At 46.5% G+C, this 12,368-nt stretch carries 17 protein-coding genes; 1 reads left to right on the forward strand and 16 read right to left on the reverse strand.

What is annotated here, in order from left to right; genetic code table 11:
• Positions 1–7: 7 nt before the first annotated feature.
• From nusB to ACKTRM_RS11625, 16 genes are all read right to left on the reverse strand, one after another.
• Positions 8–400 (reverse strand): transcription antitermination factor NusB, encoded by a 393-nt coding sequence (gene nusB, locus ACKTRM_RS11550; protein WP_007408349.1) that lies wholly within the window; start codon positions 398–400, stop codon positions 8–10.
• 264 nt (positions 401–664) lie between these two features.
• Complete coding sequence (locus ACKTRM_RS11555; protein WP_012117966.1) at positions 665–1,072, reverse strand: Asp23/Gls24 family envelope stress response protein; 408 nt, start codon at positions 1,070–1,072, stop codon at positions 665–667.
• Between the two features lie 21 nt (positions 1,073–1,093).
• Positions 1,094–2,446, reverse strand: coding sequence for an acetyl-CoA carboxylase biotin carboxylase subunit (gene accC, locus ACKTRM_RS11560; protein ID WP_007408348.1), 1,353 nt, complete (start codon positions 2,444–2,446; stop codon positions 1,094–1,096).
• A 14-nt stretch (positions 2,447–2,460) separates the two neighbouring features.
• Entirely contained in the window at positions 2,461–2,940 is a 480-nt protein-coding gene (gene accB, locus ACKTRM_RS11565) for an acetyl-CoA carboxylase biotin carboxyl carrier protein (protein WP_007408347.1), read from the reverse strand.
• A gap of 153 nt (positions 2,941–3,093) precedes the next feature.
• The gene (locus tag ACKTRM_RS11570; protein ID WP_007408346.1) at positions 3,094–3,744 is read right to left on the reverse strand and encodes a SpoIIIAH-like family protein; all 651 of its coding nucleotides are present in this window, start codon (positions 3,742–3,744) and stop codon (positions 3,094–3,096) included.
• A gap of 3 nt (positions 3,745–3,747) precedes the next feature.
• Positions 3,748–4,440, reverse strand: coding sequence for a stage III sporulation protein AG (gene spoIIIAG / locus ACKTRM_RS11575; RefSeq protein WP_012117967.1), 693 nt, complete (start codon positions 4,438–4,440; stop codon positions 3,748–3,750).
• Entirely contained in the window at positions 4,433–5,053 is a 621-nt protein-coding gene (gene spoIIIAF / locus ACKTRM_RS11580) for a stage III sporulation protein AF (RefSeq protein WP_003153146.1), read from the reverse strand. The genes spoIIIAG and spoIIIAF overlap by 8 nt, the downstream gene beginning before the upstream one ends.
• Before the next feature lie 16 nt (positions 5,054–5,069).
• Complete coding sequence (gene spoIIIAE / locus ACKTRM_RS11585) at positions 5,070–6,278, reverse strand: stage III sporulation protein AE (RefSeq protein WP_003153145.1); 1,209 nt, start codon at positions 6,276–6,278, stop codon at positions 5,070–5,072.
• Between the two features lie 32 nt (positions 6,279–6,310).
• Positions 6,311–6,700, reverse strand: coding sequence for a stage III sporulation protein AD (spoIIIAD, locus tag ACKTRM_RS11590; protein ID WP_071392571.1), 390 nt, complete (start codon positions 6,698–6,700; stop codon positions 6,311–6,313).
• A gap of 12 nt (positions 6,701–6,712) precedes the next feature.
• Entirely contained in the window at positions 6,713–6,919 is a 207-nt protein-coding gene (gene spoIIIAC, locus ACKTRM_RS11595; RefSeq protein ID WP_003153142.1) for a stage III sporulation protein AC, read from the reverse strand.
• Between the two features lie 22 nt (positions 6,920–6,941).
• Positions 6,942–7,457 carry a stage III sporulation protein SpoIIIAB gene (gene spoIIIAB / locus ACKTRM_RS11600; RefSeq protein ID WP_012117968.1) on the reverse strand — a complete coding sequence of 172 codons (516 nt, stop codon included), beginning with the start codon at positions 7,455–7,457 and terminating at the stop codon, positions 6,942–6,944.
• Entirely contained in the window at positions 7,451–8,374 is a 924-nt protein-coding gene (spoIIIAA, locus tag ACKTRM_RS11605; RefSeq protein ID WP_012117969.1) for a stage III sporulation protein AA, read from the reverse strand. Before spoIIIAA ends, spoIIIAB begins: the two co-directional genes overlap by 7 nt.
• Before the next feature lie 77 nt (positions 8,375–8,451).
• Positions 8,452–8,733 (reverse strand): YqhV family protein, encoded by a 282-nt coding sequence (locus ACKTRM_RS11610; protein WP_003153124.1) that lies wholly within the window; start codon positions 8,731–8,733, stop codon positions 8,452–8,454.
• 145 nt (positions 8,734–8,878) lie between these two features.
• A complete protein-coding gene (efp, locus tag ACKTRM_RS11615) occupies positions 8,879–9,436 on the reverse strand; it encodes an elongation factor P (protein ID WP_003153123.1) in 558 nt (185 codons plus the stop codon).
• A 24-nt stretch (positions 9,437–9,460) separates the two neighbouring features.
• On the reverse strand, positions 9,461–10,522 hold the full coding sequence (locus ACKTRM_RS11620) for a M24 family metallopeptidase (RefSeq protein WP_012117970.1): 1,062 nt from the start codon (positions 10,520–10,522) through the stop codon (positions 9,461–9,463).
• A gap of 131 nt (positions 10,523–10,653) precedes the next feature.
• Complete coding sequence (locus ACKTRM_RS11625) at positions 10,654–11,184, reverse strand: YqhR family membrane protein (RefSeq protein WP_003153121.1); 531 nt, start codon at positions 11,182–11,184, stop codon at positions 10,654–10,656.
• 221 nt (positions 11,185–11,405) lie between these two features.
• On the opposite strand from ACKTRM_RS11625, the gene ACKTRM_RS11630 reads away from it, so the two are divergent.
• Complete coding sequence (locus ACKTRM_RS11630; RefSeq protein WP_003153120.1) at positions 11,406–12,362, forward strand: DUF1385 domain-containing protein; 957 nt, start codon at positions 11,406–11,408, stop codon at positions 12,360–12,362.
• The last annotated feature ends 6 nt before the right edge of the window (positions 12,363–12,368 follow it).

A 12,368-nucleotide genomic window follows, 5' to 3' on the forward strand; every position in this document is an offset into this window, starting at 1 on the left:
TTTCCTCCTATGATTCGATATCAGTTTTAATGTTAGAAAGAACCCCGTTTACGAATTTTGCAGCTTTATCGTCGCCGAACCGTTTTGCCAGCTCGATTGCTTCGTTTAATGACACGTTAGCAGGAATGTCGTCAGAATAAACCATTTCATACACCGCCAGACGCAGGATCGCGCGGTCTACGTTTGCAATCCGGTCAAGCTTCCAATTGACGAGATGGCCGGAAATCATTTCATCAAGCTGAACCTGATGTTCGATCACTCCGTACACCAGCTGTTCAAAGAAGGCATCTGTTTTTTCACCATCAAGCGCGTGCTCAATGGCATCGTTCGGTGCAATATCGCTGACATCAATCTGAAAAAGTGCCTGCAAAGCTTTTTCTCTAGCTGTTCTTCTTTTCATTTTCTTTCTCCTTCAGATCCGCTTTATCCGCTTGTCGTTAAGCTTAAAGAGATCATAACATATTTTTTTCTCAATCGCATGTCGAAATTTAGGTTTTTTCACCCTAATGCCGAATATTTTCACAAACCGTATTAATTTCATTCGGATTTCACAGCATGAAGAAACTCGGCTGCCGTTTGTAAGCCGGCTTTCTTCATGCCTGAAATGACGGGAAACGTATAAAAAACCAAAGGGCTGCCCATCCCCTTGGTTTTTATACGCTCATTACATTTCTTCGTCGATTTCGACTTCTTGGGCTTTCGTGTCAAATTGAATGCCGACGATATGAATATTGATTTCATTAATGGTCAGAGACGTCATGTTTAATAAGGTTTGGCGGATATTCTCCTGAACGCTTGCCGCCACTTTCGGGATCGAGACCCCGAATTGAACGACGCAATAGACGTCGATGGTAATCCCGTCATCGGCTAAATCGACCTTTACGCCTTTGCCGTGATTGATTTTGCCGAAGCGTTCTACGACGCCCGTGGCGAAATTGCCGCGCATTTCAGCAACTCCTTCAACTTCGGAAGCGGCGATGCCGGCAATGACTTCAATGACCTCAGGAGCAATTTCAACCTTGCCTAAATGAGCCTCATCATGATCCATTTTAAGCACACTGTTGTCTTCCATTCAATTCACCTCCCGCAAAAATTATGAGCCCATTACATCATATGTTTCTAAAAACTTTGTATTAAACTCTCCGCTGACAAATGTTTCGTGTTCAAGCAGTTTCAAATGGAACGGAATCGTCGTTTCAATACCTTCAATCACGAATTCGCTCAGCGCGCGTTTCATCCGTGCGACTGCCTCATCACGCGTTGTTCCGTATGTGATGACTTTAGCAATCATACTGTCATAGTACGGCGGGATCGAATAGCCGGGATATGCGGCTGAATCCACGCGTACGCCGAGTCCGCCCGGCGGCAGGTACATGTTAATTTTACCGGGTGAAGGCATGAAGTTTTTCGCAGGATTTTCAGCGTTGATGCGGCATTCAATCGCCCAGCCGTTAAATTCAACGTCTTCCTGTCTGAGCGAAAGCTCCTGTCCGGATGCCACTTTGATCTGTTCTTTGATCAGATCCGTTCCCGTCACCATTTCTGTGACAGGATGCTCTACTTGAATACGCGTGTTCATTTCCATGAAGTAGTAGCGCTGTTCTCTGTAGTCATAGATGAATTCTACTGTGCCGGCTCCCGTGTAACCGACGGCCTTCGCTGCTTTTACCGCTGCTTCACCCATCTGCTCCCTGATTTCAGAATCAAGCGCAGGTGACGGTGACTCTTCAAGAAGTTTTTGCAGACGTCTTTGGATAGAACAGTCACGCTCTCCGAGATGGATCGTGTTTCCGTAATTATCCGCAAGCACCTGAATTTCAACATGGCGGAAATCTTCTATGTACTTCTCGATGTACACACCCGGATTTCCGAATGCCGTAGCGGCTTCCTGCTGGGTAATCTCAATGCCTTTGATCAGTTCTTCTTCTGTGCGTGCGACCCGGATGCCTTTTCCGCCTCCGCCCGCAGTGGCTTTTATAATGACAGGATACCCAATTTCACCTGCAAGCGAAACCGCTTCTTCCGTATTTTTTATGATTCCTTTTGAACCGGGCACAATCGGCACGCCCGCCAGCTGCATCGTGTCGCGCGCGATATCTTTTGTTCCCATTTTTGAAATGGCGTCAGCCGTAGGGCCGACAAACGTTACGTTTAATTCCTCGCACAGCTCGGCAAAGTCGGCGTTTTCAGCTAAAAATCCGTATCCCGGATGAATCGCATCCGTGCCGGTCAGCTTTGCGACGCTGACGATGTTCGTTACATTTAAATAGCTTTCTTTTGATGTTTTCGGCCCGATACAAAAAGCCTCATCGGCCATTTGGACATGCAGGGCGTCTTTATCTGCCTCAGAATAAACGGCTACAGTTTCAATGCCCAGCTCTTTGCAGGCCCGGATGATTCTGACGGCGATTTCTCCTCGGTTGGCGATCAATAGCTTTTTAATCATAATAGCAGGTCTCCTTACTCAGCTTTTACAAGAAATAGAGGTTGTCCGTATTCGACCAGCTGGCCGTTTTCAACTAACACTTCAACGATTTCTCCTTTTACTTCGGCTTCAATCTCGTTAAAGAGTTTCATTGCTTCTACGATACAAACAACTGTATTTTCGCTCACTTTTGAACCTTGGTTTACGTAAGGGCCGGCTTCCGGCGATGAAGAAGCATAAAACGTTCCGACCATCGGAGACGTAATTTTGTGCAGGTTTTCGTCTTGTTTCGGCGCTTCCTGAGCAGGAGCGGCTTCACTCGCTTCCGGTTTTGCAGCCTGCGGAGCAGGTGCGTAAGCGGCGGGAACGGCTTGGGCTTGTCCCGTTACATTCACTGCCGGCGCTTCATTTTTTTTCAGTTTGAGACTTACGCCTTCAATTTCGTAAACAAATTCGTCGATGGAAGATTCATCGATTCTTTTTATCAGTTCATGAATTTCGTTGATTTTTAACATCAGTTTCCACTCCTATGTATAAAAAATAGAAATTTATGGGTTGCTACTAAAAGTACATACTATGTTTATCTTACAGGAGCGCTTGTGTAAATTCAACACTGATCTAAAATGACATCAGAAAAGCCCGCAGCGGGTGCGGGCGGTTCAGGTCTCTTACTTTGTCGGTTCAAACGTGACGGCGACGTCTTTCATCGTCTTGATTTCTTTTTCCACCAGGTCAATGATAGCGGAAGCTTTTGCGTTTGAATGTTTGTCAGACATGACGGTAATGTTGATTTTGTCTCCTTCAGCATCCACGAGCGCATCTTTGTAGCCTTGTGTTTTAATCAGCGTTTCCAGCTGTTTTTCCGTCCCTTCAGCATTGCTCAGCGCCGTCATTTTATCGTAGGCTTCGCTTTTTTCCTTTGCGGTCGCATCATCGCTTGAAACAATGCTGTTTAACTGTTCCCTTTCTTTGCTTCTCGCGTCTTCAAGCTCCATGCGGTATGCTGTAAATAAGTTTTCATCAGCTGTTTCTGTGGCGACCGATCCGTCTTTGTCCGATGCTTCGGCTGATGTTTCTTTATCCTCTTTTGTGCCTTTAGAATCTTTCGTTCCTTTTGTGCCGTCTTCTTTTTCCGTGCCGCTTCCGCTCTTATCTTTCGTTTCAGGAGCAGGCGTTTTTTCAGTGGCGACTTCTCCGCTGCTTTTTTCGCTTTTCATCTGCACGGCATTTTTGCTTTCCGGCGACATAATATAATAAACACTTAATACCACGACGAGACTGAGCATTGTTAAAAGCCAAACCGTTTGTTTTTTCAGCATGATTTATGAATCCTCCTTGATTTTTTTAGGGGCAACCGCTACACGATAGCTCGGAACATCGAGCACCCTTGTGACGGCATCAATGATGGTTTTTTTTATTTGAACGTTGTCCACTCCCTGAGCGACAACGAGTACACCGCGGATATCGGGCTTTTTCGTCTGGACGACGACCGGGGTTTCCTGATCCCCGTTTCGAATCATGACAATTTGTTCTTCAGAGGTTTGATCGGTTACGCTTCTTTTGCCGCCTTCTTTATCGGTTTCTTCAGTGGTGGTGTCTTTTTTCGTTTTATTTTTCTCAAACACTTTCAAAGATGTTGCGTCTACGTTTACGACAATTGAGACATCCTCCACGCCGATAATCGTTTCAAGGATTTCTTTCAGCTGGTTTTCATAGTCTCTTTCGTAATCATCGATCGTGGTTTTTGCGCTGCCGTCTTTCGATGCCTTAAAAACGGGTGCGCTTTTTTGCCCGCTTTTGTCTTCCGTTCGGCCGGACATGACGGTCTGCGCCGCTTGGTCCTTCCCGGTTTTCTCCGGTGAAGAGAACAGCTGGCTGACCAGCATAAAAGATACCCCGAGCACAAACACGAACAGAAAGTAATGATATTTTGTCAGTTTTGGTTTTTCTCCGTCTTTCGCCTGTCCGATCATCAGCTGTTTTTTGAGTATGGTCCATAGTCCGTTTTTATTCATGGCCGTTTTTCTCCCCGCCTTCCATATAAACCGTAATTTTCTCACTGCCGATTTCCCATATATCCGCAAGTTTTTCTTTGATGTCTGCGGCCTCTTTTTTGTCGGCTGCGCCTTCCGGTTCGTATTTGCGGTCTGTGCGGATGTCGATCGGTGCGACGGTTTGCACGGTTTTTTCAGAAGATGGGGCCATATACACGCTGATCGTTTTTACATCTTCTTCTGAACGAACCTGTTCTTCCGCTGTAAGGCGGATGTCGTCTATTTTGTATTCGTCATGACTGAACATCTCCTCCGCTTTCTTTTTTAGTTGGACAGCCATTTCTTCTAAAACATATGCGCGGTTTGATGCTTGTATTTCTTTTTTTTCTGATTTAATTTGATTTTTTATATCAGCGGATTGAGATTGCTCTTGTTTTGTCAAATAATCGAAGATGATTTCCGGGTCTGTTTTGAAAAGTTTGAATATCGGGTTGAGCATGACAATGATTAACAGCAGGCTGACAACCATCTTTGCGTATTTTTGCATACTGGAGCTGGGCAGCAGCATGTCGATGACGATGGCGAATAAGATAAATAAAATAATGCTTGTCAGCCATTCTGTTAAAAAGCTCATATCCAATGGGCCTCCTTTATTTCATCATCATGGTGAGGTTGCCTGCTGTAATAATGACTGTGATGCTGAGGAAAAACATGAGAGAGACGATGGCGAGCGCCGCGAAAATATACAGTACGCTTCTGCTGATGACGCCGAGGCACGTAATGACGGGCCCGCCTCCGAGCGGCTGCAGAATAGCGGCCGCGAGCTTATAAATAAAAGCGAGCGAGAGCACTTTGATCGCCGGAAACGCGGAGATGCAGATCAAAATTCCGACTCCGAGGATTCCCACGGTGTTTTTTAATAGGAGCGAGGCGCTGATGACCGTATCCGTCGCATCCGTAAACATCCGGCCGAGTACGGGAATAAAATTGCCTGTTATAAATTTTGCAGTCCTGAGCGTAATCCCGTCCGTCACGGCAGCCGAAGCCCCCTGTACGGAGATGACGCCGAGAAACACGGTGAGAAATACGGCAAGCGCTCCGATCGCGATATTTCTGAGCAGATTGGCAAGCTGCGTGACTTTATATTGATCCGTCATCGTGCTGACGATGCTTAAAATCGCTGACAGGAAGATAAGCGGCATGACGATGTTTTGAATGAGAAGGCCGCTCGTATTCATCAGAAATAAAATAACGGGGTGAAAAAAAGCTGCGGAAACGGCTCCCCCGGAAGACGCCAAAAGCGCGAGTAAAAGCGGGATGAGCGCGAGAATGAAGCTTGTCATCGTCTGGATCGCTTCACTGGCATAATTGACGGCAACATGAAAGCTGTTTAAAGCGAGAATAATCAGCACCATGTAGACGATTGCATAAGCCACTTTGCTGACGGTGCTCTGCTGGAACGCATTTTGCAGGAGCTGCAGAATGACACAAAAAATGGTGAGAAGAATCAAAGTTCCCAGAAGCTTTCCGTTTGCGAGCACTTCATGAAACAAGTATGAAAATAAAGCCTTCAGCCATGCCTCCGGTGAGAACGTTTTTTCTCCGTTAATAAAGTCGATGATGCTTCCCTTTTGGCTTTCAGGCAGAAGACCGCCGTATTCTGTCATGATGTCGTCCCAAAACTTTCCGATGCCTTCTGTTTTCAGCGCTTCGGCCTGCTTTTTCGCCACTTCATCAGCGGATTCTTGGTGAACTGCGGTTTCCTGCGACGCACCGTCTGTTCCGGCAGCTTGTACACATTCAGTCTGAAAAAATAAGAGGATGAACAAAAAAGCTCCCGCCCACCGAAAGCGCTTCATTTTTTGTGCCCCCCTTTCCATTTTATTTATGATCAAGAAGGAATAAGTCCGAGAATCGTTTCAATAATGACGGTGAGTATCGGCACGGCCATTACCAGTATCAAAATTTTTCCGGCCAGCTCTATTTTCGAAGCAATCGCTCCCTGGCCCGCATCCTTTGTCAGCTGCGCTCCGAATTCAGCGATGTAGGCGATGCCGATAATTTTTAAAATGGTTTCCACATAGACCATATTGACATTTGCATTGACGGCTATTTTTTCTATCATTCTGATAATGTCGTAAATCTGGTCGATGAGATAAAGAAAGATCACGCAGCCGCTGAAGACGACAATCATAAACGCGAAAGTCGGTTTCTGTTCTTTTACGATCAGGGAGAGAAATGTGGCGATCAGGCCTAAACCTACAATTTGAACAATCTCAATCTGTAAGCCCCCCTATCCTTGGAATAGAAACACAGCTTTGATCTTTTTGAACAGGTCATCGACAATCGTCGCCACCATAAATAAAATATAGATAAAGCCAAGCAGCGTCACCCATTGGGCGTATTCTTTTTTTCCCATTTGGTCAAGTATGGTGTGCAGAAACGCAACCACGATACCGACTCCGGCGATTTGAAAAATGACATTTACGTCGACTCCCATTTTATGTTTGCTCCCCTCATGTTTACATCAATAGAAGAATGAGTAACAGTCCGGCTAAAAATCCTAAGCTTTTCACCATTTTTTCATTTTTCGCCTGCGCCCGTCCGGCATCCGCTTCCGCCGCTTCCAAATGTGTAAGCGCAAGCTTGATATGTTTCTGCTGAGAAACACGGTCATGGAGCCCGAGCGTCTCTCCGAATTGCTTCAGTACATCATATTCGCTTTTTTTCATCGCCATGGACGACCAGTTATTTTTCAAGCTCTGTTCCCAAGCCGTTTTGGCGGAATCGCTTCCCTGCTCTAGCCTTCTGCTGAAAGCTTGAAACAATAACGATACAGGTTTGGAAAGCTGTGCGGCAATTTGTCCCGAGGCGGTATGCAGCGGTGTATGCCCGAACATGATTTCCGCTTCAAGCGATTGGAGCGCCGCGCGCAGCTGACGGATCTGCCTCGGCCTTTCTATATACATTTTGGCGATCTCAAATCCCGTCCATGTCGTCGCTGTCAGAATAAACACGGCACCCAAAAGCTTCAGCATGTCATCACGCTTTCAGCATGCGGAACAGGTTCCCCGTCCTTTCCGTACATCCTGCTGATCGTTCCCGGACCGCGGCGCCTTGACAGTTCAACATATCGGTCAAACACGTTTTCCTCCCAAAGCATTTTCAGCGACGGCCTCTTGACCAAGTCTTTCATGTCCCACCCGTGCGCAGATACGATAACGGATACGCCCGCATGAAGCGCCTCCAGCAGCGCTTGTGAGTCTTCCATTCTCCCGATTTCATCCACAATTATGACATCAGGACTCATAGAGCGAATCATCATCATCAGCCCTTCCGCCTTCGGACAGGCATCAAGGACATCGATTCTGCGGCCGAAACTGTGCTGGGGAATGCCCCGCAGGCAGCCGGCAATTTCCGAACGTTCATCTACGATACCTGTCTTTTTTGCCGGGATGCGTTTTGATCCGGTGCTGGAAAGCCGGGCCAAATCACGAAGCAAGGTCGTTTTCCCCGTTTGCGGAGGACCGATGATCAGCGTATTCAGCCAGTTTTCTTTCCATAAGAAAGGAATGAGCGGTTCTGCGATTCCCAGCTTCTCCCGGGCGATTCGGATATTAAAAGAAGTAATATCCCGGAGTCCTTTGACGGCTCCGTTTTCGACGATGACTCTTCCGGCCAGCCCCACGCGGTGGCCTCCTCTGATTGTGATATATCCTTTTTTCAGCTCTTCTTCCAGCGTGTACATACTGTAATTGCTGAGCCGGCTGAGGATCAGCTGTGCGTCGCCGGCCGTACAGACATATGACAAATACAAAGGTTGTCCTTTTTGGATCAGTTCAACCGGCCTGTCGACGCGGATTCTGATTTCTTCTGTATCCCGCCTCGCTTCTTCGGGCACGGCGGAGATGGCATCTCTCAATAATTCAGGGAGAACCTCTGTAATCTCATTCAATAGAGTCTCCTCCTTTTTTACCGATTGGCTTCTTTAAAATGTATGATCCGGGACAGACTTTATGACACCCCGGCCCTCTATTTATGCACACCGGCCAAAATCAGCACCACTCCCGCAAAAATCAATATTAATTTTGCATATGAGAGCTGTCCGGCAATCTGATAAATGCCGATCGTCATTGTGATGATAAAGATCAGCGGGCCGACGATTGCCAAAATACTATTCACTACAACCGCTTTTCTGATGTCGTTTGTCAAAAGCATGATAATAGCGGCCGATAATTCAATGAGCGAGGACAAAACTCGTAAACCGGCCATCGTTAAAACAGTAGAATTGATTGAACCAAACAAAAATTTCATTGCAATCCCCCAACTTCAAGCATTTTGTTACACTATATGCTCTAGCTGACGGAAGTAGTCTCACTATTTTCATATAGAAGAAAGATTCAGGCAGAACGCAAAAAAAGCCTGCCCCGTAAAAGGAGCAGACTCCGAATTTCTTTGACTACGCTCTTGACACGTAAGAGCCGTCTGATGTATTTACAACCAGCGTATCGCCTTCGTTCACGAAAAACGGTACGTTTACGACAAGACCTGTTTCCGTTTTGGCAGGTTTCGTGCCGCCTGACGCCGTGTCGCCTTTAATTCCCGGCTCTGTTTCAACAACTTTCAGTTCAACTGTGTTCGGCAGTTCAATACCGAGCGTTTCAGACTGATACATCATGATGTGCACAGACATATTTTCCAGAAGATATTTTAATTCTTCTTCGATTTGGTTTTCGTTCAATTCAAGCTGTTCATATGAGCTTGTATCCATGAACACGTGCTGATCGCCGTTGGCATAAAGATACTGCATCGTTTTTGTTTCGATTTGCGCTTTCGCGACTTTTTCACCTGCACGGAATGTTTTCTCCTGAATAGCGCCCGTGCGCAGGTTACGCAATTTAGAACGGACAAATGCCGCTCCTTTTCCCGGCTTTACGTGCTGGAAGTCAACGACGCGCCAAATGCCGCCGTCTACTTCAATCGTTAGTCCTGTACGAAAATCGTTAACTGAAATCATGTTTGATGTCCTCCTATATTCCGATCACAAAATAATTAATTCTTTAGGGGAATGCGTAATTGTCCGGTTGCCGTCGTCAGTGATGATGATATCATCTTCGATTCTTGCGCCCCCAACATCCGGTATGTATATGCCCGGCTCGACCGTTACCGCCATGCCCGGCTCAAGAACGGCCGATGACCTGAAAGACAGCCCCGGTGATTCATGGACTTCCATTCCGAACCCGTGTCCTGTCGAATGGCCGAAATACTGTCCGTAGCCTTTTGCGGTGATGTGATCCCTCGTCAGGGCGTCCGCTTCTTTTCCCGTCATGCCGGGTTTAATATGCAGGACACCAAGCGCTTGGGCATCGTATACGACCTGATAAATCTCTTTCAGTTTATCACTTGGCTCTCCGACCGCGACGGTGCGTGTGATATCAGAACAATACCCTTTATAATAAGCGCCGAAATCGAGCGTGACCAAGTCTCCCTTTTCAATCAATTTGCCGCTTGCCACTCCGTGGGGAAGGCTGGATCTGACTCCCGAGGCGACGATCATATCAAAGGAAGAGCCGTCTGCTCCTTGACGTCTCATATAAAATTCAAGCTCGTTTGCAACTGAAATCTCTGAGATGCCCGGTTTGATAAACGTCAGAATATGTTCAAACGCATCATCCGCAATCTTCGCAGCTTCCTCTAATATCTTAATCTCTTCACTTGACTTAATCAAGCGCAACTTTTCAACGGAATCCGCGACGGGAACCATCTCCGCTTCCTGCAGCACCGCTTGGTAGGATGCATATGTTCCGTACGTCATGCTGTTTTGCTCGAAGCCGAGTTTTTTAATGCCGTACTCAAGAATCGTATCCGCAGCCGTTTGGATTAAGCTTCCGCCGTGCTCGATAATGTCAAAACCCTTCACTTGCGTCTTCGCCTGCTCGGTGTAACGGAAATCCGTGATAAATGCCGCACGTTCTTTCGATATGACCGCAAGGCCTGACGAACCCGTAAATCCCGTCATATACTGCAGATTGGCGGAGCTTGTCACCAACATTCCGTCTATATCCAGCTGACCGAAAAGATTTCGCAATTTCTCAAGTTTCATTCCCTTTCTCCTCCTCGCCGATTCTTGACTGCCGCCTGACAACGCGGGAGCATCCCCGCCCGGTTTTCAGCATAAAAAATGTTCACTTCTCGTGAACATTTTACCATACCGGACAGGGATTATACACTTATTCACTTGTTGCCAAGCGCCCTTGCAAGCTTGTCTGACGTAAGTTCATTGTAGTTGAAGGAAATTGAGTAGCCGACAAACAAACCGTACAGAATGTAAAGGCAAAGCGTCGTCACGATTGTATCTGATTTCAATTCAGTGACGGATTTCACATCTTCGAAAATCGGATTGAATAAGAAAAAAACCGCACACCATAAAATGACGCCGTACACCATCCCCGGCCACATGGTTTTAAAACGCTTCAGGCAGACGAAATAAATAAACGCCCCGGCAATTGAAATGAATCCGATGACAACGATGCTGACCATCGTGCCGAGCCATTGTTTTTTCCATTCTCCGATCATAAACGGCTGAAGAATCATGTTGGGGCTGATCTCTGAAAAATGAAAGACATACCCGAGATAGCCGATCAAACTCCAAAATACACCGCCGGCAAATCCGATACCGCAAATTCTGCCGGTAAATGAAACAGGCTGCTGATCATCATCCTGCTTCTTTTTTTCTTCCTGTTCTGAATGTTTTTCGCTTGTCATCATGGCACCTCCAGTCATAGACTGCCCCAAAATTGAAAAGTCATAAAAAACTGCGCCATATTTTCATTCAATGAGTAAAATCTAAAGAAACGGGGTATACTGCATGTAGAAAAAGCATTGATTTTCCGGCTGTCTAACTAGAGGTTTACCGCGGTTTCCTGTACAATAGAGTGAAAGGAAATGGTTAGTAAATCCTAAAAAAACAGGCAGGTTGATAAACAATGTCCAAACAAAAAACGCCCCCTGCTTACGGCGGGCAGGCTGTCGTTGAAGGGGTCATGTTCGGCGGCAGAAAAAATTATGTTACCGCCATCCGCAGGAATGACGGAAGCATTGATTTTTTCAAGCTTCCGAGAGTGCCGAACGCCAAGCTTTCGGCTTTAAAAAAGATTCCTTTTTTGCGGGGAATCGTCGCCATCATTGAGGCGAGCGCCAACGGCACAAAGCATTTAAACTTTTCCAGCGAACGTTACGGGCTTGATCCTCAAGATGACGCCAAGCTGGAGCAGGAAGATAAGAAGGGTTCGGGCTTATCGATGTTTTTCAGCCTGGCGGTGATCGGCGTTCTGTCGTTTTTGTTCAGCAAATTCGTTTTTACGCTCGTCCCGGTCTTCTTAGCGGAGCTTGTAAGGCCCGTATTTTCCTCAGACGCCGCGCAGATCGGAATCGAAAGTCTGTTTAAGCTTATTCTGCTTCTCGGCTACATTTATTTTTTATCAATGACGCCGTTAATTAAAAGAGTGTTTCAATATCATGGAGCCGAACATAAGGTCATAAACTGTTATGAACAGAATTTGCCAATTACAATAGAAAATGTTCAGAAGCAGTCACGGCTTCATTACCGTTGCGGTTCAAGCTTTATTTTATTTACGATCATTGTCGGCATGTTCGTCTATTTACTCGTTCCGACAGATCCGCTTTGGGTGCGGATTTTAGACAGGATTGCGCTTATACCGGTCGTTCTCGGCATCTCCTTTGAAGTGCTCCAGCTGACGAACAGAGTGCGGAATATCCCCGTTTTGAAAGTGCTCGGTTATCCCGGCCTGTGGCTGCAGCTTTTAACGACAAAGGAACCGGCGGATGACCAGGTCGAGGTTGCCATAGAAAGCTTTAACGAGCTTCTCAGACTGGAAGACATTTCAGAACAGAGCGAAAAACCGTCTCACAACGTAATCTGAACCGTT

The sequence above is a fragment of the Bacillus sp. D7-8 genome (genome assembly GCF_052055895.1).
Taxonomy (GTDB): domain Bacteria; phylum Bacillota; class Bacilli; order Bacillales; family Bacillaceae; genus Bacillus; species Bacillus velezensis.

What these genes read in the sequence shown, in the direction of transcription:
- spoIIIAG (WP_012117967.1), bottom strand. Translation starts at nt 4,440, where the DNA reads ATGAATAAAAACGGACTATGGACCATACTCAAAAAACAGCTGATGATC.
- ACKTRM_RS11630 (WP_003153120.1), top strand. Translation starts at nt 11,406, where the DNA reads ATGTCCAAACAAAAAACGCCCCCTGCTTACGGCGGGCAGGCTGTCGTT.
- efp (WP_003153123.1), bottom strand. Translation starts at nt 9,436, where the DNA reads ATGATTTCAGTTAACGATTTTCGTACAGGACTAACGATTGAAGTAGAC.
- spoIIIAB (WP_012117968.1), bottom strand. Translation starts at nt 7,457, where the DNA reads ATGCTGAAGCTTTTGGGTGCCGTGTTTATTCTGACAGCGACGACATGG.
- spoIIIAE (WP_003153145.1), bottom strand. Translation starts at nt 6,278, where the DNA reads ATGAAGCGCTTTCGGTGGGCGGGAGCTTTTTTGTTCATCCTCTTATTT.
- ACKTRM_RS11570 (WP_007408346.1), bottom strand. Translation starts at nt 3,744, where the DNA reads ATGCTGAAAAAACAAACGGTTTGGCTTTTAACAATGCTCAGTCTCGTC.
- accB (WP_007408347.1), bottom strand. Translation starts at nt 2,940, where the DNA reads ATGTTAAAAATCAACGAAATTCATGAACTGATAAAAAGAATCGATGAA.
- accC (WP_007408348.1), bottom strand. Translation starts at nt 2,446, where the DNA reads ATGATTAAAAAGCTATTGATCGCCAACCGAGGAGAAATCGCCGTCAGA.
- ACKTRM_RS11555 (WP_012117966.1), bottom strand. Translation starts at nt 1,072, where the DNA reads ATGGAAGACAACAGTGTGCTTAAAATGGATCATGATGAGGCTCATTTA.
- ACKTRM_RS11620 (WP_012117970.1), bottom strand. Translation starts at nt 10,522, where the DNA reads ATGAAACTTGAGAAATTGCGAAATCTTTTCGGTCAGCTGGATATAGAC.
- ACKTRM_RS11625 (WP_003153121.1), bottom strand. Translation starts at nt 11,184, where the DNA reads ATGACAAGCGAAAAACATTCAGAACAGGAAGAAAAAAAGAAGCAGGAT.
- spoIIIAF (WP_003153146.1), bottom strand. Translation starts at nt 5,053, where the DNA reads ATGAGCTTTTTAACAGAATGGCTGACAAGCATTATTTTATTTATCTTA.
- nusB (WP_007408349.1), bottom strand. Translation starts at nt 400, where the DNA reads ATGAAAAGAAGAACAGCTAGAGAAAAAGCTTTGCAGGCACTTTTTCAG.
- ACKTRM_RS11610 (WP_003153124.1), bottom strand. Translation starts at nt 8,733, where the DNA reads ATGAAATTTTTGTTTGGTTCAATCAATTCTACTGTTTTAACGATGGCC.
- spoIIIAC (WP_003153142.1), bottom strand. Translation starts at nt 6,919, where the DNA reads ATGGGAGTCGACGTAAATGTCATTTTTCAAATCGCCGGAGTCGGTATC.